The 23,650-nt window shown below is 63.0% G+C and carries 21 protein-coding genes; 9 read left to right on the top strand and 12 right to left on the bottom strand.

Translation table 11 applies throughout. The annotated features are described in order from the left end of the window. Positions 1-116: 116 nt before the first annotated feature. From AC4HIX_RS18890 to mutL, 4 genes are all read right to left on the bottom strand, one after another. On the bottom strand, positions 117-440 hold the full coding sequence (locus AC4HIX_RS18890; protein WP_475049011.1) for a DUF3775 domain-containing protein: 324 nt from the start codon (positions 438-440) through the stop codon (positions 117-119). An 87-nt stretch (positions 441-527) separates the two neighbouring features. Further along, positions 528-1,823, bottom strand: coding sequence for an adenylate/guanylate cyclase domain-containing protein (locus AC4HIX_RS18885; RefSeq protein ID WP_490400119.1), 1,296 nt, complete (start codon positions 1,821-1,823; stop codon positions 528-530). Further along, positions 1,824-3,206 (bottom strand): DNA recombination protein RmuC, encoded by a 1,383-nt coding sequence (locus tag AC4HIX_RS18880; RefSeq protein ID WP_490400118.1) that lies wholly within the window; start codon positions 3,204-3,206, stop codon positions 1,824-1,826. A gap of 31 nt (positions 3,207-3,237) precedes the next feature. Continuing rightward, positions 3,238-5,181: a DNA mismatch repair endonuclease MutL gene (gene mutL / locus AC4HIX_RS18875; protein WP_490400117.1), complete on the bottom strand. Its 1,944-nt coding sequence runs from the start codon at positions 5,179-5,181 to the stop codon at positions 3,238-3,240. A gap of 244 nt (positions 5,182-5,425) precedes the next feature. On the opposite strand from mutL, the gene deoC reads away from it, so the two are divergent. Both deoC and AC4HIX_RS18865 read left to right on the top strand, forming a co-directional pair. Continuing rightward, positions 5,426-6,415 carry a deoxyribose-phosphate aldolase gene (gene deoC / locus AC4HIX_RS18870; protein ID WP_490400116.1) on the top strand — a complete coding sequence of 330 codons (990 nt, stop codon included), beginning with the start codon at positions 5,426-5,428 and terminating at the stop codon, positions 6,413-6,415. An 11-nt stretch (positions 6,416-6,426) separates the two neighbouring features. Beyond that, complete coding sequence (locus AC4HIX_RS18865) at positions 6,427-8,763, top strand: aldehyde dehydrogenase family protein (protein ID WP_490400115.1); 2,337 nt, start codon at positions 6,427-6,429, stop codon at positions 8,761-8,763. Positions 8,764-9,028: 265 nt separating this feature from the next. Here AC4HIX_RS18865 and rpsO read toward each other — a convergent pair whose 3' ends face one another. From rpsO to AC4HIX_RS18850, 3 genes are all read right to left on the bottom strand, one after another. Continuing rightward, on the bottom strand, positions 9,029-9,298 hold the full coding sequence (rpsO, locus tag AC4HIX_RS18860) for a 30S ribosomal protein S15 (RefSeq protein WP_490400114.1): 270 nt from the start codon (positions 9,296-9,298) through the stop codon (positions 9,029-9,031). A 181-nt stretch (positions 9,299-9,479) separates the two neighbouring features. Beyond that, the gene (locus AC4HIX_RS18855; protein ID WP_490400113.1) at positions 9,480-10,454 is read right to left on the bottom strand and encodes a calcium-binding protein; all 975 of its coding nucleotides are present in this window, start codon (positions 10,452-10,454) and stop codon (positions 9,480-9,482) included. Between the two features lie 97 nt (positions 10,455-10,551). Beyond that, entirely contained in the window at positions 10,552-11,073 is a 522-nt protein-coding gene (locus tag AC4HIX_RS18850; protein ID WP_490400112.1) for a DUF1643 domain-containing protein, read from the bottom strand. Between the two features lie 115 nt (positions 11,074-11,188). Here AC4HIX_RS18850 and AC4HIX_RS18845 point away from each other — a divergent pair, with 115 nt between their 5' ends. Together AC4HIX_RS18845 and AC4HIX_RS18840 are read left to right on the top strand one after the other, a co-directional pair. Beyond that, on the top strand, positions 11,189-12,496 hold the full coding sequence (locus AC4HIX_RS18845) for a calcium-binding protein (RefSeq protein ID WP_490400111.1): 1,308 nt from the start codon (positions 11,189-11,191) through the stop codon (positions 12,494-12,496). Between the two features lie 264 nt (positions 12,497-12,760). Further along, positions 12,761-13,033, top strand: coding sequence for a hypothetical protein (locus AC4HIX_RS18840; RefSeq protein WP_490400110.1), 273 nt, complete (start codon positions 12,761-12,763; stop codon positions 13,031-13,033). 100 nt (positions 13,034-13,133) lie between these two features. Here the strand turns inward: AC4HIX_RS18840 and truB are convergent, their stop codons facing one another. After that, entirely contained in the window at positions 13,134-14,045 is a 912-nt protein-coding gene (truB, locus tag AC4HIX_RS18835; RefSeq protein ID WP_490400109.1) for a tRNA pseudouridine(55) synthase TruB, read from the bottom strand. A gap of 137 nt (positions 14,046-14,182) precedes the next feature. On the opposite strand from truB, the gene AC4HIX_RS18830 reads away from it, so the two are divergent. Then, positions 14,183-14,836 carry an RluA family pseudouridine synthase gene (locus AC4HIX_RS18830; protein WP_490400108.1) on the top strand — a complete coding sequence of 218 codons (654 nt, stop codon included), beginning with the start codon at positions 14,183-14,185 and terminating at the stop codon, positions 14,834-14,836. 12 nt (positions 14,837-14,848) lie between these two features. Here the strand turns inward: AC4HIX_RS18830 and AC4HIX_RS18825 are convergent, their stop codons facing one another. Then, positions 14,849-15,397 carry a helix-turn-helix domain-containing protein gene (locus AC4HIX_RS18825; RefSeq protein ID WP_490400107.1) on the bottom strand — a complete coding sequence of 183 codons (549 nt, stop codon included), beginning with the start codon at positions 15,395-15,397 and terminating at the stop codon, positions 14,849-14,851. A 111-nt stretch (positions 15,398-15,508) separates the two neighbouring features. On the opposite strand from AC4HIX_RS18825, the gene AC4HIX_RS18820 reads away from it, so the two are divergent. Further along, complete coding sequence (locus AC4HIX_RS18820; RefSeq protein WP_490400106.1) at positions 15,509-16,222, top strand: AzlC family ABC transporter permease; 714 nt, start codon at positions 15,509-15,511, stop codon at positions 16,220-16,222. Beyond that, positions 16,215-16,508: an AzlD family protein gene (locus AC4HIX_RS18815; RefSeq protein ID WP_490400105.1), complete on the top strand. Its 294-nt coding sequence runs from the start codon at positions 16,215-16,217 to the stop codon at positions 16,506-16,508. Before AC4HIX_RS18820 ends, AC4HIX_RS18815 begins: the two co-directional genes overlap by 8 nt. A 167-nt stretch (positions 16,509-16,675) precedes the next feature. Here the strand turns inward: AC4HIX_RS18815 and AC4HIX_RS18810 are convergent, their stop codons facing one another. After that, positions 16,676-18,115: an aldehyde dehydrogenase family protein gene (locus tag AC4HIX_RS18810; RefSeq protein WP_490400104.1), complete on the bottom strand. Its 1,440-nt coding sequence runs from the start codon at positions 18,113-18,115 to the stop codon at positions 16,676-16,678. A gap of 316 nt (positions 18,116-18,431) precedes the next feature. Here AC4HIX_RS18810 and AC4HIX_RS18805 point away from each other — a divergent pair, with 316 nt between their 5' ends. Together AC4HIX_RS18805 and AC4HIX_RS18800 are read left to right on the top strand one after the other, a co-directional pair. Then, positions 18,432-19,082 carry a peroxiredoxin gene (locus AC4HIX_RS18805; RefSeq protein WP_475048970.1) on the top strand — a complete coding sequence of 217 codons (651 nt, stop codon included), beginning with the start codon at positions 18,432-18,434 and terminating at the stop codon, positions 19,080-19,082. A gap of 131 nt (positions 19,083-19,213) precedes the next feature. Next, a complete protein-coding gene (locus AC4HIX_RS18800) occupies positions 19,214-20,641 on the top strand; it encodes a mannose-1-phosphate guanylyltransferase/mannose-6-phosphate isomerase (protein ID WP_490400103.1) in 1,428 nt (475 codons plus the stop codon). Here AC4HIX_RS18800 and AC4HIX_RS18795 read toward each other — a convergent pair. Both AC4HIX_RS18795 and pnp read right to left on the bottom strand, forming a co-directional pair. Next, positions 20,617-21,912: a glycosyltransferase family 4 protein gene (locus tag AC4HIX_RS18795; RefSeq protein ID WP_490400102.1), complete on the bottom strand. Its 1,296-nt coding sequence runs from the start codon at positions 21,910-21,912 to the stop codon at positions 20,617-20,619. The two genes, AC4HIX_RS18800 and AC4HIX_RS18795, sit on opposite strands and share 25 nt — an antisense overlap. 195 nt (positions 21,913-22,107) lie before the next feature. Next, on the bottom strand, positions 22,108-23,650 hold a 1,543-nt coding region (pnp, locus tag AC4HIX_RS18790; protein ID WP_490400101.1), incomplete at its 5' end, for a polyribonucleotide nucleotidyltransferase.

Genomic DNA, 23,650 nt, shown 5'->3' with positions numbered 1-23,650 from the left:
GGCGGGGGGGGGGGCCCCCCCCCGCCCACCCCGCTTCAAAGGAAATGGGCGCCGTGACTGCGGCGCCCTTCTGCTGTGCGAACACAAGAGAAGCCTGACAGCGTGGCATCCCGGCCTTAACGGCCGATTACGTCGTCCTCGACGTCATGCACATCAATGCCCAGCGCCTCCAGACCAGCTTCCAGATTGTCAGCCAGATGCGGAGTGCCGAGCAGGTAATCCGCGGTTGGCGTGGTCGCTTCCTGCCGGGCGGTATAGATCGCATCACCGAGTTCTTCGGGTTCAAAACTGCCGCGGCCGACCCACATGATGCCGACCAGCTCCGCCTGCTGGTCTTCACTCATCCGGTCTATGAAGGCGCGCAGCTCGCCCTCCGCGCGGCCCAGTTCCCGGGCCATCATCGCCACCTGTGCCACCTTGCGGACTGAGATCTCCAGCATTGCTTCACTCCTTCTGTTCGCTGCCTCAGCATATCAAACAGCGGGCGAAACGCCTAAGTCTTTGATCTGGGGCAAACGGGCCCGCGGTCAGCCCTGCGCCTTGCCGAAGAGCGCGAGCCCCTCGCTGCGCCCGCGCAAGACCTCCGCCGGCAGCGCAGTCCAGCCGTTGCGCGCGGGCTCGGACCCGGCCTCTTGCAACAGCGCTTCAGAGGCAATCAGCGCCACGTCATGCACTTTGGTCAGTTGCTCAAGCCGCGCCGCGGTGTTCACGGTATCACCAAAGACGGAGTATTCCAGCCGCTGCGGCGTGCCGGTCACGCCGGAAAACACCTCGCCCCAATGCACTCCGATCCCTGCTGCCAGCCCAGCGTCGCCCGCCTGCTCCCGCAGCCGGCACCATGCGGCCACTTCCGCCAGCAGACCTTCGGCGCAGTCCAGCGCCCGCACCGCCGCCCGCTCCCCTTCGAACAGGATCATTGCCGCGTCACCGATATACTTGTCGATCAATCCGCTGTTCCGGCCTGCTACTTCCTCCACCCGGGCGCGGAACTCCGTAATCAAGCTGCTGACCTCCTGCGGCTCACGGCCTTCGCACCAGCTCGTAAAGCCGCGGATGTCGATGAACAGAATGGCCATCTGCTGCTGGCGGCCTTCCTGCAGCGCTTCCAGCCCGCCTCCCGCCAGGCGTCCCGCCAGCTGGGCCGGCAGGTAGCGGGTCAGGTTTGCCTTTTGGCGCGCCTCTTCCAGGGAGCGGTGCAACAGGCCGCGCATCCGGACCGCCGCCACCAGCAGAACGACGCCGGCCAGGCACAGCATCACCAGCCGCATGAAGTTCGGAGGTGAATCCATGGTCAGCCTGATCCGTTCAACAAGATCCGGCGCGGCGTCAGGCGGCTGCCACAGGATCATCCAGCCAAACCCGGCTGCAATCAGCACCAGCATCACTGCAAGCCGCAAGGGGCTGAGTCTCAGCACTCCAAAGGCAAGCACGACCGGGGCCATCCACACGGCTGGCATCGCAAAGACCGCGCCGCCGGGGACTCCGGTATTCACCAGCGACAGAAAGGTATTCAAAAGCAGAAAGCCGCAATCCGCCAACACCGCCAGCCAAATCATCCAAGGCTTGAACAGCCCCTTGCTGATCGCCCAATAGGTCAGCACACCGACTGCCAGGTAAGAGAGCATGGTAACTGTTGCCAGCCCGATCTGACGCCGCAAATGCGGCTCGTCCACCACCCGTACAGAATCCAGAGCCAGCATCATTGCCAGTATCAGGCCCAGTGCCACCGCGATCCGCAGAAGCGCAACGATGCGTTCGGCCTCAACCTCCGCAGCCCGCAGCAGCGCCGCCTCCCCCGCACGCAATGCTGGAGGCAGCTGCATTCAGTCCTCCGCCAGCAGCGCCACCTGGCGCGGCTCGACTTCGACTTGCCCGGGGTCCTCAAGCTCCGCCCCGTTTGACACGACTCCCATTGCCTCGAACCGGCGGGCGGAGGGCAGCACGCGGGCTTCCAAAGACCCCACTGCCTTGTTGTAGTTGTTTACCGAGGAAGACAGCGACCGCCCGACTGAGGCCAGATTCTTGGAGAACGTCGCCAGCCGGTCATAAAGTTCTTTGGCGGTCTTCTGCACCTCGACCGCGTTCTCGGCCATCTTCTCCTGCTGCCAGCCGTAGGCGATGGATTTGACCAGCGCCATAAGGGTAGTTGGCGTCGCAATCAGCACCTTGTTTTCAAATGCATACTCGATCAGTCCTGGATCCGCTTCAGCCGCGGCGGAAACGAAAGTCTCGCCAGGGATGAACATGACTACAAAGTCCGGCGTCTCACCCAAGGCGCTTTGATAGGATTTCGAGGCCAGCTGGCGCACATGGGTTTTTACGTGGTTTGCATGGCGGGCCAGCGCCGCCTGCTGCTGATCAGGTGTTTCCGCCTCCAGCGCGTCCAGATAGGCCTCCAGCGGTGTCTTTGCGTCCACCACGATGCTCTTGCCGCCGGGTATGCGCACGACTGCATCAGGCCTGCGCAGGCCCTCATCGGTGCCGACGCTTTTCTCCAGCTCGTAATCCACATGTTCGGCCATGCCGGCCATCTCAAATACTTGGCGCAACTGCATCTCACCCCAGCGGCCGCGGGTCTTGGGTGCGCGTAAGGCTTGAACCAGCTTGCGGGTCTCGCCGCCCAGCGCCGCCTGGCCCTCGGCCAGATGCTTCACCTGCGCTTGAATCGCGCCATAGGCCTCGTTGCGTGCTTGCTCGATCTCCTTGATCCGCTCACCGAACTGACCCAGCTTCTGGTCCAAGGGCTTCACCAGGCTCTCAATCGCGGCATGGCGCTTGGCCAGATCCGCATCCGCTGTCTTGCTGTGCGCCTGGAACCGCTCACTGACCAGACTCAGGAAGCTTTCGGAGTTCTGTTTCAGCACGCCCGAGGCCAGCGAGGCAAACTTGTGCTCCATCTGCTGGTTGATGTGGTGCAGCTCTTCCAGCCGTGCTGCATGCTCCGCCTTCAGCGCCTGCACCTGGGCCTCGGCCTGATAGCGGGCGGAGCGTTCATTATCGCTGGTGCGGCGCAGGGTGGCCAGTTCATCCGTCAGTTCCGGCAGCCGCGCCACCTCAGCCTGCAAGCCCGCGTTATGGCTGCGCAGATCCGCGTTGAGCTGCTCCATACGCCTTGCGTGGCCCCGCAGACGCAGCGCCGCCAGGGTCAAAAGCGCCGCCAGCCCGGCCAGCGCGTAGATCGCCCATTGGGCCTGTTCCAATGTCACTGCTCGTCCTCCCTTTACCGGGGGTTATTGTTCAGCTGCGCCCGAACAGGCGCTCGATATCTGCCAGTTTCAGTTCCACATAGGTGGGGCGGCCATGGTTGCACTGGCCGGAATGGGGGGTGGCCTCCATCTCCCTGAGAAGCGCGTTCATCTCCTCGCCCCGCATCCTGCGGCCGGAGCGAATGGAGCCATGGCAGGCCACCCGGCTCAGGATCGCTTCGATCTTGGCCTGCACCAGCTGGCTTTCGCCCTGATCCGACAGCTCATCCAGGATGTCCTTGATCATCGCCTCAGCGTTGACCTCCCCCAGGATCGCCGGGGTTTCGCGTACCGCAATGGCGTTGCCGCCAAAGGCCTCGATGCCGAGGCCGAATTTCGCGAGTTCCTCCGCCACGCCCAAGAGGCAGGCGCAGTCGTTGTCGCTGAGCTCAACGATTTCCGGGATCAGCAGCGCCTGAGCCGCGACACCGTTTTCCGCCATCTGGCGTTTCAGCTTCTCGTAAACAAGCCGCTCATGCGCGGCGTGCTGGTCGACTATCACCATGCCATCGGCGGTCTGGGCGATGATGTAGTTTTCATGCATCTGGCCGCGGGCCGCACCCAGCGGCAGCTGTTCGGCCCCGGGCGCTGAAGGTTCAGGCGCATCCGAGGGCTGACCCGGGGCCACAGGTGCCTCTGGAGTTTCTGTCACCCGGCCGCTGTAAGCCCCCGCCAATTCGGCAAAGCCTGGTGATGGTGGCACATCATAGGACCCCGCCTGCGTCGGGCCGGGGGACTGCGCCGCATAGGAGGCGTGCCGTGCGCCATAAGACGGACGGTCCATCTGATAGATCCGCGGGGCGCCGCTGGCAGTCGGCTGTTCCGGTTTCATCGCACCCAGCGTGGCACCTGCCACCGTGGTGGAGGCACGGTGCCCCGCCTCCGCCAGCGCGTGGCGCAGGGAAGAGACGATCAGCCCGCGGGCCAGACCGGGATCTCGGAACCGCACCTCGGATTTGGCCGGATGCACGTTCACGTCCACCAGTTGCGGGTCGCAATCGATGAACAGCGCCGCGGCCGGATGCCGGTCGCGGCTCAGGAAATCGAAATAGGCCGCCCGCAAGGCGCCGGTCAGCATCTTGTCTTTCACCGGCCGGGTATTCACGAACAGGAACTGCGCCACCGCCGCGCCGCGGGAATAGGTCGGCAGCGCCGCATAGCCATAAAGGCGGATCCCCTCACGCGTGGCGTCAATCTTCAGCGCGTTCTCGGCAAACTCCCGCCCCAGCACCGAGGCCAGCCGCCCGTGCAGCGCATCAAACAGGTCGCCAGTCAGCGGATCGGCACGGAAAGTCACCCGCCCCTCGCCGCCCCCGGAGACATCCCGCAGGGTGAATCCCACCGACGGCTCCGCCATCGCCAGCCGTTTCACCGTGTCGGAGATCGCCTGCGCTTCGGCGCGGTCGGTGCGCATGAACTTGAGCCGTGCCGGCGTCGCAAAGAACAGGTCGCGCAACTCGACAATGGTGCCCGCCCGCAAGGCGGCCGGTTTTACCGGCTCCAGCTTGCCGCCGGAGACACGGATTTGCGCTGCCTCATGACCCCCGGCCCGGCTGGTGATCGTCAGCCGCCCTACCGCACCAAGCGAGGGCAACGCCTCGCCGCGGAAACCGAAGGTGTGAATGTTCAACAGGTCCGAGCCGTCGATCTTGGAAGTCGCATGCCGCGAGAGCGCCAGCGGCAGGTCCTCCGGTGTCATGCCGCAGCCGTCGTCGGTCACCCGGATCAGCGTCTTGCCGCCATCGGCGATCTCCACCGTGATCCGTGCGGCACCGGCGTCGATGGCATTTTCCACCAGTTCCTTCACCGCGGAAGCGGGCCGTTCGACCACCTCCCCGGCGGCAATCCGGTTGATGGCGCTGTCGTCCAGCTGGCGGATGACAGGACGGGTTTCAGGGTACGGATTTTCGCTGATATGGGGTTCTGCACTGCTCATACCGCTAAATTTAGCATGCGGGGCCGATTCTGCCACCGGAATGCGCGCCGCAGTGGCAGCAGAATCGCAAAACACGATTTTCGCTCTTTGCAGCTCTCCCTAGCGGGCCGCACCCCTGGGCTCTGGCTATTCGGGGCAATATTTTGTCCATTTAGTCAAAAAACCTAACGGCAGCCTGGGGCGTTCGCTTGCCAATATGCCGCACCCGTGCGATTTTCGCACGGAACTCTTCTGAGGATCCCCAATGGAAAGCCATATCGCTGAAAGAAGCGCGCAGCTGCCGCAGCTGGCAGAGCCGCGCAATCCTGGCATGGAGCTGGACCTGGACTGGGTCGCTGCCGTGCAGGCCAACACCTCGGCCATCGAACGCCGCTGCGCCACCCTGCCGGGCCGCCGCAGTGTCAAGAAGGACCATCAGGCTGCCTGGCTTCTGAAAGCCGTCAGCCTCATTGACCTCACCACACTATCCGGCGACGACACCGAAGGCCGTGTCCGCCGCCTGTGTGCCAAGGCGCGCCAGCCGGTGAGTGCGGGAATCCTGCGCAGCCTGGGGATGGAAGGGCTCACTACTGGCGCGGTCTGCGTCTACCACGACATGATCCCCACCGCCGCCAAGGCGCTGGAGGGCACAGGTATCCCGGTGGCCGCGGTCTCCACCGGGTTTCCGGCCGGCTTGTCGCCGTTCCACCTGCGGCTTGCCGAGATTGAGGAAAGCGTCAAGGATGGTGCTGAAGAGATCGACATCGTGATCTCCCGCCGCCATGTTTTGACCGGAAACTGGCAGGCACTCTATAACGAAATGAAAGCCTTCCGCCTTGCCTGCGGCGAGGCGCATGTTAAGGCCATCCTGGCCACCGGCGAACTGGGCTCCCTGCGCAATGTGGCACGCGCCTCGCTTGTCTGCATGATGGCGGGTGCCGATTTCATCAAGACCTCGACCGGCAAGGAAAGCGTCAACGCCACCCTGCCGGTCAGCCTGGTGATGATCCGCGCAATCCGCGACTATTACGACCGCACCGGCTACCGTGTCGGATACAAGCCCGCGGGCGGCATTTCCAAGGCGAAGGACGCGCTGGTCTACCTCGCTCTGATGAAAGACGAACTGGGCGACCGCTGGCTGCAACCGGACCTGTTCCGCTTTGGCGCCTCGTCGCTCCTGGGCGATATCGAACGCCAGTTGGAACACCATGTCACCGGGGCATACTCCGCCGGCTACCGCCACTCCATGGGCTGAGGGCTGAACACATGACCATCAAAGAGATTTTCGACACCATGGAATACGGCCCTGCACCCGAAAGCGCCGCCGAGGCACTGGCCTGGCTGGTCGATCAGGGCGGCCGCTTCGGTCATTTCATCAACGGTGAGTTCACCGCCCCCGGCAACGGCTTTGACAGCAGGAACCCGGCCACGGGGGAAGTATTGGCCAGCCTGACCCAGGCCACTCAGGCCGACGTGGACGCCGCGGTCCAAGCCGCCCGCAAGGCGCAAGGCAAATGGGAAGCGCTTGGCGGCCCGGGCCGGGCCAAGTACCTCTATGCCATCGCGCGCCTGCTGCAAAAGCATTCCCGCCTGTTTGCCGTGCTGGAGACGCTGGACAACGGCAAGCCGATCCGCGAGAGCCGCGATATCGACATCCCGCTGGGCCAGCGGCACTTCTACTATCATGCTGGCATGGCCCAGCTGATGGGCAGCGAACTGCCGGACGCCGAAGCCCTGGGTGTGTGCGGCCAGATCATCCCCTGGAACTTCCCGCTGCTGATGCTGGCCTGGAAGATTGCGCCTGCCATTGCCATGGGCAACACCGTGGTGCTGAAACCGGCGGAATACACGTCACTCACCGCGCTGCTGTTTGCCGATATCTGCCGCCAGGCAGGCCTGCCCAAGGGTGTTGTGAACATCGTCACCGGCGATGGAGCAGTGGGTGAGATGATCACCGCGGCGGACGTCGACAAAATCGCCTTCACCGGCTCGACATCGGTTGGCCGCAAGATCCGCGAGGCCACCGCAGGCAGCGGCAAGGCGCTGACGCTGGAGCTGGGCGGCAAGTCGCCCTACATCGTTTTCGACGACGCCGACATCGACTCCGCCATCGAAGGACTGGTGGATGCAATCTGGTTCAACCAAGGCCAAGTCTGCTGCGCCGGCTCCCGCCTTCTGGTGCAGGAGGGTATAGCAGAACGGTTTCACACCAAGCTCAAGGCCCGCATGGACGGGCTGCGCGTCGGCAACCCGCTTGATAAATGCATTGACGTGGGTGCCGTTGTCGACCCGGTTCAGCTGAACACCATCAGCGGGATGGTGGCGGCCAACCGCGCAGGGCAGATGCACCAGGCCCAAGTTGAGATGCCCGAAGGAGGCTGCTTCTACGCCCCCACGCTGATCGAGGGTCTGTCGCCAGCCGATCCGCTGATGCAAGAGGAGATCTTTGGCCCGGTACTGGTGTCTTGCACATTCCGCACTCCTGAAGAAGCGGTGGACCTGGCAAACAACACCCGTTACGGCCTGGCGGCAACCGTCTGGACCGAGAACGTGAACCTGGCGCTCGACATAGCGCCGAAACTTGCTGCCGGCGTGGTCTGGATCAACGGCACCAACATGTTCGACGCCGCCGCCGGTTTTGGCGGCGTGCGCGAAAGCGGCTTCGGGCGCGAAGGCGGCTGGGAAGGGCTGGCAGCCTACACCCGGCCCAAAGCCAAGGCGAAACCGCTCGCCAAAGTGGAGGCGCTGGAAGGCAACGGTGCCTCTGCAGATCCGCTGGACCGTACTGCCAAGCTCTATACCGGTGGCAAGCAGGCGCGCCCGGACGGCGGTTATTCCCGGGCTGTCTATGGCAAGTCCGGCGCGCTGCTGGGACATGTTGGCCTCGCCAACCGCAAGGACGTGCGCAACGCAGTTGAAGCCGCCGCAGGCGCCAAAGGCTGGTCCAAAACCACTGGCCACCTGCGGGCGCAAATTCTCTACTACATCGGCGAAAACCTCTCCGCACGTGCAGATGAGTTCGCGGCCCGCATCGACGCGATGACCGGCAAGAAAGGCGGAGCAGCAGAGGTTGAGGCCTCTATTCAACGCCTCTTCACCGCTGCCGCCTGGGCCGACAAATTCGATGGCCAGGTCCACGGCGTTCCGATCCGCGGCGTCGCGCTGGCGATGAAGGAGCCGGTTGGCGTGATCGGCGCCCTCTGTGCTGATGAGGCACCGCTTCTGGGCCTGGTCTCTGCCATGGCGCCGGCAATCGCCATGGGCAACCGGGTGGTGCTGGCGGCCTCTGAGCCTTTCCCGCTGGCCGCAACCGATTTCTACCAGGTTCTGGACACTTCGGATGTGCCCGCAGGCGTGGTCAATATCCTGACTGGCAGCCATTCAGAGCTGGCCAAACCGCTGGCCTCCCATCTGAACGTCGACGCGGTCTGGAGCTTTTCCTCCACAGATTTGTCAGCAGGCATTGAAGCGGCATCCGCAGGCAACCTGAAGCGCACCTGGGTCAACAACGGCACAGCCACCGACTGGGCGCAGGACCAGACCAAGCGCTTCCTGCAAGAGGCCACCGAGATCAAGAACATCTGGGTGCCCTACGGAGAGTAAAACCGGCCGGATTCTGAAACCGACCAAACGCCGCTCCATTCAGGGCGGCGTTTTTCTTTCAGACCCGCCTCCGCCCTTCGAAGGCCCGGCTTGCTTGAAGCCGCAACCGCCCGTGCGCAGCACGGGCCAGGCCCAAGGCCAAGTGCGGCCCGGCGCAGCCCGCGGGCTTGCGGGCGCGGGAGGCCCCGCTTCTGAAGAATACCGGTGCAAAAGAAAACGCCCGCTCCTTTCGGGACGGGCGTTGAAAAATCCGTAAAAGCGCGGATTAGCGGCGGATGCCCAGACGCTTGATCAGGTCCTGATAACGGGCCTCATCCTTGCCTTTTGTGTAATCCAGCAGCTTCCGGCGCTGAGCAACCATTTTCAGGAGGCCACGGCGGCCGTGGTTGTCCTTCTTGTGGGTTTTGAAGTGCTCAGTCAGGGTGTTGATGCGCGAGGTCAGGATTGCAACCTGGACTTCCGGGGAACCGGTGTCGCCGTCCTTGGTTGCGAATTCTTTCATCAGGCGCGATTTTTCTTCCGCAGTGATCGACATCGGGGTCTCCTTCGTAGGTTAGAGTGGATGGCTCAGGCCGGGATGTCGTCCAGCACAGGCCCATGGAGAAACCTGCCGCGGAATCACGGCAGATGCGGGCGTATATGATGTTTCCGCTGTGAAGGCAAAGACTAACTTCCAGATGCGGTATGAGAATGCCCCGGCGGGCCGGCTGGCAGGTTTATTGCGGCAGCAGCCAGGTTCCCTCCACCGACTCCTGATTGATCAGCACCAGGTCCTCCGTGGTGAGCCCCTCCGCCCCCGAAACCCGCATGACTGTCTCACCATTGACCAGAATCAGCTTCTCTGCCGCTGCCGCCGGGTTTTGCTGCACCTCTACCGTTGGTTCTTCGCCGCCCGCGAAATCCCAGACTAACACCAACTGGTCCTCGGCTGCATCGTAGTCCATCAGTTGCACTGCCGGCCCGTTGCCGGTCCAGCTTCCCACCAAAAACTGATCGTCGCCGCCACCGCCTGTCAGGACATCACCCGCGCCGGCAATCAGCGTGTCATCCCCGTCACCGCCATTAACATAATCCTGTTCGGTACCGTCGCCGGCACCTGAAACAACATCATTGCCATGCCCCCCGAACAGCGCATCCTCCCCGCCGCCGCCTGCCAGACTGTCATCGCCATCGTTGCCATGCAGCGTATCCTGGTTCGCACCCCCGCTTAGCCAATCCTGCCCCTGGCCGCCGTGCAGCAGATCCGAACCACCGCCGCCAAGCAGCGTGTCGTCACCAAAATGCCCATAGAGACTGTCGCCGCCGGCACCGCCCTCCACCCAGTCGGCACTGTTCTCGCCGTGCAGCAGATCCGAACCGTCTCCGCCGAACAGGCTGTCATCACCGTCCTGCCCGTGCAAAACGTCACTGCCGGTGCCGCCATCGATCCAGTCGTTGCCGCCGTAGCCACCGATCTGGTCACCCCCGGCACCGCCGAAGATGCTCTCTGAAGATCCGGATCCGGCAAGAACATCACCGCGTTCCGTGCCGGTCACGGTCCCGCCACTTGGCTCGATAAATCCGCCTTCGTGACCGCCGCCACCCGTTTCTGGATCGGGCGGGGCGTCCGGCTCATCCTCCTCGGAACTGGTGTCAACCAGGACCACGCCACCAACAGCAACAAGCCCCAAAACACTTGCCAACCACAACATCGCCAGATCAACCCCTGGAAAAACTCAAACACACAACACAATTACACAGAGAGGCAACCACAGCAAAACAAAACGGGAACAACGGTTAACGCAGGGCTCAGGTACCCATTCCCGGTTTCCACAGCTCCGGCTGCTGGCTGTAGGCAATGTACAACGGATGTTTAGGATGCCCCGCTTTGCTGAGACCTAGATGGTACAGCGGTTCGCCGGATGACCTCAGCGCCGCTGCGACCCGCGCGCCTTGGCCTCGGTGCGCCCCATGGGTGCCCCAGGCACAAATCACCGTATCGGCCCATTCCATCCCTTCCAGGATCGCTGCCATATTATCAGGACCCTCCGGCGCCTCCAGCTGCCTCATCCTGCGTGGGTCTGTGACCCGGCAGGCAAAGATATTTGTAGCCATGAAGCCGCCAAACCCCAATGCACGGGCGCGGCGCTCGCAACGTTCAATGGTGGGGTCGTTCTGCACCTCGGTTGCGGTCGAGGGATTGAGCATCACGAACATCACCCGCCGCCCGTCCGGATCCCAAACACGCGTCAGGCTGTAGCGGTAGGTTTCGCAGTCAGAGTAGACGGCGGTCGAGGGGGCATCGCCCTTAATGTGGCTGCGGGTGATCATGCGGGGGTTACTAGCTCGGAGCAGCTTGCAATCCAAGCAGGATTGCCGCAACCTTAAGGTGCATCTTGAAGCCGCTTCCCCTTAATTGCGTCGATATTAATTCAAACAGGTTAATTTGGAACTTCTTCTTTTACTCGCATTCGCCGGCACGGTAGCCGCTCTGAGCGCCGAGGGCTCGGAATCAGAAGAAACCATTCCGGAAAGCCCGGAAGAACCGGTTGAGCCGGAACCCGTAGAGCCAGACCCGGTCGATCCAAACCCGCCGCCCGGCGCAGTCGAGCTGAGCGGCACCATTGGCTTGGACGACGTTCTGGACGGCACTGCAGGGAATGACACGATCACCGGCAATGCGGAAGATCAGGACCTGCTGGCAGGCGGCAGCGGCGATGACGAGTTGCACCTGGGCGCGGGCAACACCGCCCGAGGCGGCGCAGGCGCAGACCGCTTTATCCTGGACGACGCAGGCAGCCCCGCGACTTTGATCGAGGATTTTGAGCTGACCTCCGATCAGCTGGCTTTAGCCGGTACGACGCCTAATTTTGAACTGTTCGAGACGGAAGACGGCACCGGGCTGCGTATTGTCGACACCCTCAGCCACAAAACGGTTCTGACCCTTTCAGGAGTTTCGCTGGATGACGGCGAAACGCTCGACGTGGAAATACTCGCAGGCGATGGCACCACCCTCCGCACGGTGAGCTTTGAGGACGTCCGTATCAGTGCTCCCTTTGCCCTGGATGCTGTCAACGGAACCTCAGGTGACGATAGTCTGAACGGCACAGACGGTGACGACGTTATCTTCGGCAAAGGCGGAGCGGACACACTCTCCGGCGGCGCGGGCGACGACGCGCTGTTCAGCGGCAGCGGCACTGTCTACTATGGGGAGTCATACCACCACTACCCTGGAAGCCTGACCACGGTTGGTGATGATGGCGATGTATTGGATGGCGGCGAAGGCGATGATCACTTGTGGATCGGGCCTGGGACCACCGCCACCGGCGGCGAGGGTGCGGACAGCTTCCACGCTTTCACCAATACATACGAACCTGGAACACCGGCAGCAGAGATCACCGATTTCGACGCGGCGGAGGACAAGCTGCTGATAGACTTTCCTGTTGTTGCCGGTTTCGGCCCCTTCAGCAGCTTCCGCTTTGAAGACGCCATTGCTGGCCTGTCTGTGGAATACGACGCCGGTCAGGATCATACACTGATAGCAATGGACGGCACCGCCGTCGCCACTGTGCCTGGCAATCAATCCGGGATCAGCATCGCCTTCTACGATGACTATTCCACTGATGAAGTCCGGTGGCGGAACGCGGCAGGGGAGGCGATCACACCTGCCCAGGGCTCCGCAGCGAGCGTTATTCTATCTGCGCAGCAGGATCAGTCGGTTCTCGGAACAAACCACGATGCCGGCCCCGCCTGATGGCTATCTGCGGGGCTGCCCCCGCGCGCGGGCCTGCCCAGGGCGGTCGCGGCGATCGGAGCGCATTGTTCTTGGAGTTGCCAAGGCACTCCTCATTATTCTCCCCCTTGCCGCGGCAGGCTCCGTCGCGATGGTGGACAGTGACCATTCCGGTACCGGCCCGGATGAAATGCGCGGGACTGAGGACACCCGCTGGGCTTGATGTGTTCCTAAGCTGGGCATTACAGGAACCGGTGGCCCAGGCCCGACAATAGCAGGACTCACATGACCCCCGAAACTACGCTGGGCGGCCCTGTTATCGCCGAAGTCTATCCGGGAACGGAACACGTGGAAATACAGCTAAGCAGCGGAAAGTCATTCCCTGACGACAGAATGCCGCAGGGCCCCGCCTTTGACCTGCGCGGCTGTTTCAGCATTGCTGAAGCAAAGGACGGCAGCTCGACAGCGGCGAAGGTCTGCGTCCGGAAGGGCATACCGGCGTGGATGCAGGCGTCCTTTACACTCCGAAAGGCGGCGATGAGACCTGGTACGATTTAAGCAGCCCGGTGGCTGCGCCCAGCAAATTGCATGCCCGGCTGGAGGTGTAACGCAACGTCTCAGGCTGAAACTAGCGAGCGTCCGCCGCAACGCAGCCGGGTCACTCCGGCTGCGCGAATACCCGGCTCGGGTGCAACTCGCCCGACTTGTAGATGCCTACGGCTACCGCCTGGCCTTCAAGCGAGGCCCAGGCTTCGTCGCCATACTCCACGTCCGCGGCCATCACCATCCCCGGATTGCCATTGCGGAGCCGCACGGCCCCCTGCGGTGTGCACTTCAGTTCGGGAAGGTCGGCGAGACCTTCTTCCAGCGGCCGCAGGTACTGGTCGAGCTCAGGCGATTTTGCCAGTTCGTCGATCAGCTCCAGCGAGATGCCCTCTTCGGCATCAAACGGGCCGGACCAGATCCGGCGCAGTTCCTTGACGTGGCCATGACAGCCCAGTGCCGCGCCCAGGTCGCGGGCGATCGAGCGCACGTAGCCGCCCTTGCCGCAGGTCATCTCAAGCACCACGTGATCGTCGTCGGGGCGGTCCAGCATGATCAGCTCTTCCACCCACAGCGGGCGGGCCTCGATCTCCACATCCTCGCCGTCACGGGCGAGTTTATAGGCGCGCTGGCCGTCGATCTTTACGGCGGAGAACTTGGGCGGCACTTGCATGATCTCGCCCAGGAAAGGCAGCAGCGCTTCCTTGATCTGCTCGTCGGTGGGACGCGTGTCGCTTTCGGCGATCACCTCGCCCTCGGCGTCATCGGTGTTGGTCGCCTGACCCAGCCGCACAGTAAAGGTATAGGCCTTCAGCGCGTCGGTGATATAGGGAACGGTCTTGGTCGCCTCGCCCAGCGCCACAGCCAGAACACCGGTAGCTTCCGGGTCGAGCGTGCCTGCATGGCCGGCCTTCTTGGCATCCAGCGCCCAGCGCACCTTGTTCACGACGGCGGTCGAGGTCAGCCCTGCAGGCTTGTCCACCACCAGCCAGCCGGAAATATCGCGCCCTTTGCGTTTGCGTGCCATGCCTTGTCCCCATGTGCCTGTGAGGCGCGCCGGTTACAGGATCGCCGGTACAGTGTCAATTTAGCAAAGGCGCTGCCGGCAGGAAAGCAGCGCTGCCCCGCTTGCCCTTGTCAGGATCACGCAGTAGGCAAGCCCCCATGGCCGTTTCAAGCGAATACACCCCGCCGCAGGACCCGCTGGAGATCCTGCACCACGACGCCGAGCTGCTGGCAGTGAACAAGCCTGCGGGCCTGTTGTCGGTGCCGGGCCGCGGGGAGCACCTGGCCGACTGCCTGATTACCCGCATTCAGGCGGTGTTCCCCGAGGCGCTTCTGGTGCACCGGCTGGACCGGGACACCTCAGGTGTGATGGTGTTCGGCCTCACCCCTCATGCGCAGCGGCACCTGTCGATGCAGTTCGAAAAGCGCACCGCGAAAAAGGCCTATGCCGCGCGGGTGGCGGGAAGACTGGAGCCGCGGAGCGGCACGGTGGATCTGCCGCTGATCGTCGACTGGCCGAACCGGCCGAAACAGATGGTCTGCCATGAGACAGGCAAGCCAGCCGTCACCGATTGGCGGGTGATGAAATACGAGGACGGCTCCACCCGGGTGCGGCTGACACCGAAGACCGGGCGCTCGCACCAGCTGCGGGTGCATATGCTGTCGCTGGGCCACCCGATCCTGGGCGATCCGCTCTATGCCAGTGGAGCGGCTCTGGACCACCCGCGGCTCATGCTGCACTCCGAGGAGCTACGGATCAAACACCCGGACAGCGGCGAGTCGCTGAAGTTCCGGGCGAAGCCGGAGTTCTGACCCCGCCGCAGCTCACGGCGCCTCCATCACCATTGTGAATAGCGTATCCGCCTGCAGCGCCTCATAGCTGTGCGGACGGTCTCCGGGATAGGTGTAGTAATCGCCGGGCTGCAGGATCTCTTCCTGCCCGTCCGGTCCCGCCCGCATCTGCCCGGAGCAGACCAGCATATGCTCAACCGTGCCGCGCGGGTGCGGCTGGGCTTGGCGGACCTCTCCCGGCTGCATCACCACCCGGTAGACATCCCGGCGCACATTCGGCGGACAGCGCGACAGCAGGACGGCGGTGAAATCCGACTGCTCCGATTCCAGAGGCTCCCCCTCTCCTGCCCGGATCAGGGTGGTCGCGGGTGCTTCGGTCTCAAACAGCAGGCTAAGCGGGATATCCAGCGCCGCAGCCAGAGCCCAAAGTGTCTCTACACTGGGGTTTCCGTTGCCTGCTTCCAGCTGCGACAGGGTCGATTTGGCAATTCCCGCCTGCGCGGCAAGCGCCGAGAGCGATATGCCTGCGCGGGTGCGCTCGCGCTGGATGGCTGCGGCAATCATCTGGTGGGGCGCTGACATGTTCTGTATTTCATCCTTTCGTTCGTCTTGACGAACAAACACGCTGTTCGATATAGAAGCCTAACGTTCGGTATAACTGAACTGCAGACCCGCTTCCAGAGGAGCTGCCCAATGGCCCTGCAAGACATACCCCACAGCACCACCACCCGCAGCCAGCTGACCGCCGGTCTGCGGGACATCCTGCCCCTGGCGGTTGGCGTTGGTGTCTATGGGCTGGCCTTTGGCCTGCTGGCGGCGCAGGCCCGGATGGACGGGCTTCAGACCGGGGTTATGGGCACCATCGTCTTTGCCGGCTCCTCGCAGATCATCGCTGTGGAACGGCTGGTGGCGGGGGCAGGCGCCGGGGCGGCGCTGCTGGCCGGTCTGGCGCTGAACCTGCGGCTGCTGCTGATCACCGCCTCGCTGCGGGATGAGCTCGCCGGACGCCCCTGGTGGCAGGTGCTGCTGGGTGTTCATCTGGCGACGGATGAAAACTGGGCGCTGATGCACGCGATGCGCGCCCGCGGCCACCGCGCGGGCTATTGGTACCTGGTGGGCGGCGGCCTGGGGCTGGTGGCGGTCTGGGTGCTGGCCACGGTGGCGGGAGCAAGTTTTGCCACTGTGGTGCCCGAGCCGAAAGCCCTGGGTATGGACTTTGCTTTCACCGCTGCCTTCATCGCCATCCTGCGATCGTTGTGGAGCGGCAGCGCCATGCTGACGCCTTGGGCCGCATCCATTGCCATCGTCCTGCTGTCGGGCCTGCTGACCCCGCTGGATCCGACCTGGACCCTGATCCTGGGCGGCCTCGGCGGCGCGGCCATCGCCGGAGTGCTGGGCGATGACTGAAACCTGGACCCTGATCTTCGGCCTGGCCGCAGCCACTTTTGCAGTCCGGTTCTCGGGCTACCTGCTGGGCCGGCGGCTGCCGGAGCACGGTCCTTGGGCGCGAGGCTTGCAGGCTCTGCCGGGCTGCCTGATCCTTTCGTTGGTCACGTATTTGTTGATGCAGGGCGGCGCACAGGAGTGGGCAGCCGGAGCTGCCTCTCTGACCGTAGCACTGGCAACCCGAAGCCTGCCGCTGACCATGGCCACAGGAATCGCCACAATCTGCCTGCTTAGAGCCTACTTCTGATCTCCTGCCCCCTTGCCCGTGCGCAGCACGGGCCACGCCCAAGCCGGCGGGCTGCCCGGCGCAGCCGGGGGGGCATGCAGGCGCGGGAGCACACCCACCGGAGACGGTATCTGAAAAAAGGAAGGCCGCCCCGAAAGGCGGCTTCCCGTTCCTTCAAGGCGGAACGCTTACTCAGCCGCCCAGCCGCCGACGGCTTTCACTTCCAGGAAATCCTCGACCCCCCATTTGCCGCCCTCACGGCCCTGACCGGACTGTTTCATGCCGCCAAAGGGCGAGCCGGCCGAGCGCGACTTGCCGTTCATCTCCACCATGCCGGAGCGCAGCGCGCGGGCCATGCGGTTGGCGCGGGCGCCATCCTGGGTCTGCACATAGTTGGTGAGGCCGTAAGGCGTATCGTTGGCGATCTCGATCGCCTCCTCTTCGGTCTCAAACGGCAGAATTGCCAGCACCGGGCCAAAGATCTCTTCGCGCGCGATGGTCATCTGGTTGTTCACATCGGCAAAGACCGTGGGCTTTACATAGTAACCCTTGTTCAGCCCGTCCGGACGCCCGGTGCCGCCGGCCACCAGTTTGGCGCCTTCGTCGATGCCTTTCTGGATCAGGTCCTGGATCTTGTTCCACTGCAGCTCATTCACCACCGGACCGATGTGACGGCCTTCCTGATCGGCGGGACCAACTTCGACCTTGGCGGCCACTTCCGCAGCTTCCGAAACCACGCGGTCATAGATGCTGTTCTGCACCAGCATCCGGCTGGGTGCGTTGCAGCTCTGGCCGGTGTTCTGCATCATGTGGAGCACGCCGCGCTTCACCGCCTTTTCATCGGCGTCTTCAAAGATCACGTTGGCGCCTTTGCCGCCCAGCTCCAGGTGCACTTTCTTCAGTGTCAGAGCCGCATTCTGCGAAATCGCGATGCCTGCGCGGGTGGAGCCGGTGAAGGACACCATGTCCACATCCGGGTGCCCTGTCAGCTGCGCGCCAACGCCCGTGCCGTCGCCGTTCACCAAGTTGAAGACGCCTGCCGGGAAGCCTGCCTCATCCATCAGTTCGGCAAAGATCATCGCGTTCAGCGGGCTTTGCTCAGACGGCTTCAGCACCATGGTGCAGCCGGCAACCGCGGCCGCGCCCACCTTGAGCGTGATCTGGTTCATCGGCCAGTTCCACGGCGTGATCAGCGCGCACACGCCGACCGGCTCGTGAATGATGCGGTCGTTCGGGGCGCTTTCGTTCAGCGGCGCGTCGAACTTGAACTCCTTGGCCGCGGCGATGAAGTTGCGCAGATGCCAGCTGCCGGCACCAACCTGCGAGGTGCGCGACAGGTTGATCGGCGCGCCCATCTCCATCGACATTGCCTGGGCCAGATCCTCGGCCCGGGCTTCATAGATTTCGATCAGTTTTTCCACCAGCGCGATGCGCTCTTCCACCGGGGTGGCCATCCAGCCCGGAAAGGCAGCCTTGGCCGCTGCAACCGCAGCGTTGGTGTCAGCCTCGGAGCCCAGCGAAATCACTGCACAGGGTTCCTCCGTCGAGGGGTTGATCACCTCGAAGTCGTTCGGTTCAGCAGGGGACACCCACTGGCCATTGATGTAAAAGTCGCGTTTCTCGATCATGCGGGATCTCCCAATTCAGACGTTCTCTCCCAACCGTCTGGGCGGTTTGGCGGACACTGTGTCACCAGGCCAGCAGGGGGGCAAGGGGCTTCGGCTGCATAATTTGATCAAATTACGGGCGGTACTGTCAACGCCCCTGACTCGGGGTCTTCAAATCCTTGCCGGGCAAGGCTGCTGGAGAATTCACGTGGCATCCCGTGCCAGGGGCTGTAACGTAACGGCGGAGCCCCCAGGTTGTTCCTGAGGCGACTCAGGCTGCCTGACCGCGGCCGGACATAACAATCAGACACGACACCCTGACAAGGAGGACAATGCCATGGGTTTGCGCATTAACGACGTGGTTCCGGATTTCACCGCTGAGACCGACCAGGGCACCATCAGCTTCCATGACTGGATCGGCGACAGCTGGGCGATTCTGTTTTCGCACCCCAAGGACTTCACCCCGGTCTGCACCACCGAGTTTTCCGCTGTAGCGCAGCTGAATGATGAATGGGCCAAGCGGAACACCAAGGTAATCGGCGTATCCGTCGACAGCGCCGAAGACCACCGCAAGTGGAAGAAGGACATCGAAGAATACGGCAAGGCGAATCCTGGCTTCCCGATCATCGCGGATGACGGTCTGGCTGTGTCCAAGGCATTCGACATGCTGCCAGCCGAAGCTTATCTGCCCGACGGCCGCACCCCGGCGGACAGCGCCACCGTGCGTTCCGTCTTTATCATCGGCCCGGACAAGCAACTGAAACTGAACATGACTTACCCGATGACCGTGGGCCGCAATTTTGCCGAGATCCTGCGGGCGCTGGACGGGCTGCAGATGACCGCCAAGGGCGTTGCCACCCCGGCCAACTGGGTGCCCGGTGAAGACGTGATCATCCCGCCGAGCGTCTCGGACGAAGAGGCTAGCGCGAAGTTCGGCGAGTACGAAACCATCTTCCCCTACCTGCGCAAGGTCAAAGCGCCGGAGTGACATCAGGCTCGCACCGCGCGGGGACGGCATTGCAACCAGGCAGTGCCGTTCTCAGCCTGCCGGGGCCGCGTTGAGCGTTTGTCTTAGGAGCTCCATTCACTTATAGCGCATGCAAAATACAGGAGGTCCGAATGCAGATCACACCAGTTTTGATGTGCGGTGGCTCAGGAACACGGCTGTGGCCTTTGTCGCGGGAATCCTATCCCAAGCAGTTCACGTCCCTGAAAGGCGATAAAACCCTGTTTCAGGAGAGCGTCGGGCGGTTGTCAGGCGACGGCTTCGCGGCGCCCATCGTGGTGACCAACTCGGATTTCCGGTTTATCGTCACCGAACAACTGCTGGGGGCAGGCATTGACCCGGGTGCCATTCTGATTGAACCGGACCGGCGCAATACTGCGCCTGCGGTCCTGGCCGCAGCGTTGCGCGCATTTTCTGAGAACCCCGATGCGCTGCTGATTGTGGCCCCTTCGGACCATGTGATCCCCGATGCGGACGCCTTCCGCGCTGCGGTTTTGGCGGGGACAGAGCGGGCGCAGGCCGGCGACCTTGTGACCTTTGGAATTGTTCCGACGCACCCTGAAACCGGCTACGGCTATCTGCAGCTGGGTGGCGAAGCAGAGCCCGGGAAACCAGCGCCTCTGAGCCGTTTTGTCGAGAAACCCGACGCCACCGCAGCAGCAAGGATGCTGGCCGCCGGTAACTATCTCTGGAATGCGGGCATCTTCCTGTTCTCCGCCCGCGCGGTCATTGACACCTTCGAGCAGCACGCAGCGCATCTGGTCGCGCCAGTCCGCAAGTCTGTCGAGAACGCCAAGACGGATCTGGGCTTCTTGCGCCTGGACCCAGAGGCTTGGTCTGCGGCAGAGGACATCTCGATCGATTATGCGATCATGGAGAAGGCCAAGAATATCTGTTCCGTGCCATTCGAAGGCGAATGGTCGGATCTTGGGGATTGGAATGCTGTCTGGGCGGAGAGCGGCCCGGATGCGGACGGTGTCGCAACCAACGGCAATGCAGCGGCCATTGATTGCAAAAATGTGCTGCTGCGGTCCGAAGCCAACAGCCAGCAGATTGTCGGCTTGGGGCTTGACGGGATCGTCGCCATTGCCATGCCGGATGCTGTGCTGGTCGCCGACAAGTCGCGTACTCAGGACGTCAAGAAAGCCGTTGAGCTGCTGAAATCGCAGCAAGCGCCGCAGGCGGTGCAGTTCCCGCGCGATCACCGACCGTGGGGCTATTTCGACAGCCTGGTGACAGGACAGCGGTTTCAGGTCAAACGGATTGTTGTCAAACCTGGCGCCGCGCTGTCACTGCAAAGCCATTTCCACCGGTCAGAGCACTGGATCGTGGTGCAGGGCACTGCGCGCGTGACCATTAACGAGACCCAGCAGCTGGTCGCGGAGAACCAGTCGGTCTATATCCCGCTGGGTGCCGTTCACCGCATGGAAAACCCCGGCAAGATGGACATGGTTCTGATCGAGGTTCAGACCGGGTCCTACCTCGGCGAGGATGACATCATCCGCTACGAGGATGTTTACGCCCGCAGCGAAACAGACTGAGCGCGGGCCGGCTCGGAATTGGCGGCGACATTGGTCAGCAGGTCCTGGCCGAAGTCGCGCCACGTGCGCAACTGATCACGGTTCGCCGCGATCTTCGCCCGCCACTCAGCGGCAAATGCCTCGTCCTGCACCAGGCGCTGAATGTGCCCCGCCAGGGTCTCGGGGTCATCCACCCCAAAATACAGTCCCAGATCGCCGCAGACTTCGTGCATAACCGGAATGTCCGCGCACACCGCCGGGACACCGGCCCACAACGCTTCGCCGGCGGGCAGCCCCCAGCCCTCGATGCGTGAGGGCAGGATCACCCCCTGAGAGGCTTCGTACAGCCGCACCAGGTCCCTCTGGTTCGGGGTATCCAGCTGCAGCACATGCGGCTTGACCAGCGCCATTTCTTCCTTGTCGAGGTAGTCCATGGTGCGGTGGCGGCGTTTACCGGCCAGAACCAGCAGCGGCGGTGTCTCACCCCGCTTGGCGATCAGGTTCATCGCATTCAGAACCACATCAAGGTTCTTGCGGCCCAGCATCGTGCCAACCATCAGGAAATAGGGGCGATCAGGGATATCCACCGATTGTTCCTCATCTCCGGCCCGCAGCTCATGCACCAGCGGCGCAACCGAGGTACGCTTAGGCTCCGGCAGGATGCCTTGGCTGGCAAAATCCTTGGCGTCGTCGATGGTGAATTGCGAGTTGCCGATCACATGGTCAGCGTGCTCCAGCAGCCATTGGTTGTCGCCCAGGAACGAGCTGGAAAAATCAGGGGCACCGCCGCGTTTGAAATCATGCAGCGGGATCATGTCGTGAATCAGAACGTGAATTTCCACGTCCAGCTTTTTCAGGTGCTTGATCGGGTGAATGATCAGCTTGGGCCGCCCGCAGCTCACCCAGGCGCCGCCATCCAGGTTGACGATCGGGTTGTCAGCACCGCTCAGCGCCCAGCGGGACCGCTCGATCAGGTCCACAACACCGAACACAAAGGGGGCGACGTAGTGCAGGGCCTTCTTTTTCTTGCGATTGTGAATCCGGCGCATGAAGAACGGCTTGCCGGAATTCGGCACATTCAGGTCGATCCCGCCTTCGGCGGAGTCGTCATACTTCGGAAACACCTCAAAAAACGCGTCATGCCCTTGGGAATAGGCAACAAACCGGGTGCCGTTATCGGCCCTGAAGGCCTCTTTGGCGCCTTCCGCGACAACCTTGGCAATGCCGTAGTAGGTCTTAAACCCGTGGGACAGATACAGCAGCTCGGTCAAATCGTAAAAGAGCGGACGCATGGGATCTCCAGCTGAGTTTTTTGAGCAGCCCGGGAATTGCTTTTGTATGGCGTCAGCACAAGCGGAGCGTAACACCGGGAAGCGCAGTGCGTTGTGCGCTGAGCCCGGGCACCTGCCGCCAGGGGCAGCGGGGCCGGACAGAGGAGGCGGGTCCCGGCCTTGCAGCCGGGCCCCGTCCGGAAACTGTTTCGAGCCTTAGCCCTCGGCAGCTTCCTCTTTCTTGATTTCTTCGCCGGTTTCCTGGTCGACAACTTTCATCGACAGGCGGACCTTGCCGCGGTCGTCAAAGCCCAGCAGCTTGACCTTCACTTCCTGGCCTTCCTTCAGAACGTCCGACGGATGGTTCAGGCGGCGGTTTTCGATCTGGGAGACGTGCACCAGGCCGTCACGCTTGCCGAAGAAGTTCACGAAGGCGCCGAAGTCGACGATCTTCACGACCTTGCCGGTGTAGATCTGACCTTCTTCCGGCTCTGCCACGATCGAATAGATCATGTCATAGGCCTTCTGAATGGCGTCGCCGTTCGGGCTGGCGATCTTGATCACGCCATCGTCGTTGATGTCGACCTTGGCGCCGGACACCTCGACGATCTCGCGGATCACCTTGCCGCCGGAACCGATCACTTCGCGGATCTTGTCGGTCGGGATCTGCATGGTCTCGATGCGCGGGGCGTGAACCGAGAACTCATTGGTTTCGGACAGCGCCTTGGCCATCTCACCCAGGATGTGCATCCGGCCGTCCTTGGCTTGGGCCAGGGCCTTCTCCATGATTTCCGGGGTAATGCCGGCAACCTTGATGTCCATCTGCAGCGAGGTGATGCCGTTTTCTGTACCCGCCACCTTGAAGTCCATGTCACCCAGGTGGTCTTCGTCACCCAGGATGTCCGACAGGATCGCGTAGGAGCCGTCGTCCTCCAGGATCAGGCCCATCGCAACACCGGCAACCGGTGCTTTCAGCGGCACGCCCGCGTCCATCATCGACAGCGAGCCGCCGCAGACGGATGCCATCGAGGAGGAGCCGTTGGATTCGGTAATCTCCGACACCACGCGGATGGTGTAGGGGAAGTCGGTCGGTGCCGGCAGAACCGCCTGCAACGCACGCCAGGCCAGCTTGCCGTGGCCAATTTCGCGGCGGCCCGGGGAGCCGACACGGCCCACTTCGCCAACCGAGTACGGCGGGAAGTTGTAGTGCAGCAGGAAGTTGGATTTGAAGTTGCCGTGCAGCGCGTCGATGAATTGCTCGTCGTCGCCGGTGCCCAGCGTGGTCACGACCAGGCCCTGGGTCTCGCCGCGGGTGAACAGGGCGGAGCCATGGGTACGCGGCAGCAGGCCGGTTTCCGACACGATGTCGCGGATCTCGTCGGTCTTGCGGCCGTCGATCCGCTTGCCGGTCTTGACCACGTCGCCGCGCAGGATGCCCGCTTCGAGCTTTTTCAACGCGGAACCGAGGTTGGCGTCTTCCAGCTGCTCTTCGGTCAGCTTTTCCTTGATGGTCTCACGCGCGGCGGCAACAGCGGCAGTGCGCTCCTGCTTGTCGGTGATCGCAAATGCGGCGCGCATCTCGGTCTCACCCGCGGCTTTGACCGCCTCATAGAGGTCGGCGTAATCCGGCGGGGTGAAGTCGAAGGGCTCGTTCGCCGCTTCTTCGGCCAGCGAGATGATCAGGTCGATCACCGGCTGGATCTGCTCGTGGGCGAATTTAACCGCACCCAGCATCTCGGCCTCGGACAGCTCATAGGCT

The sequence above is a fragment of the Leisingera sp. genome (genome assembly GCF_982940295.1).
This window is presented reverse-complemented; position numbering and strand designations above follow the sequence as displayed.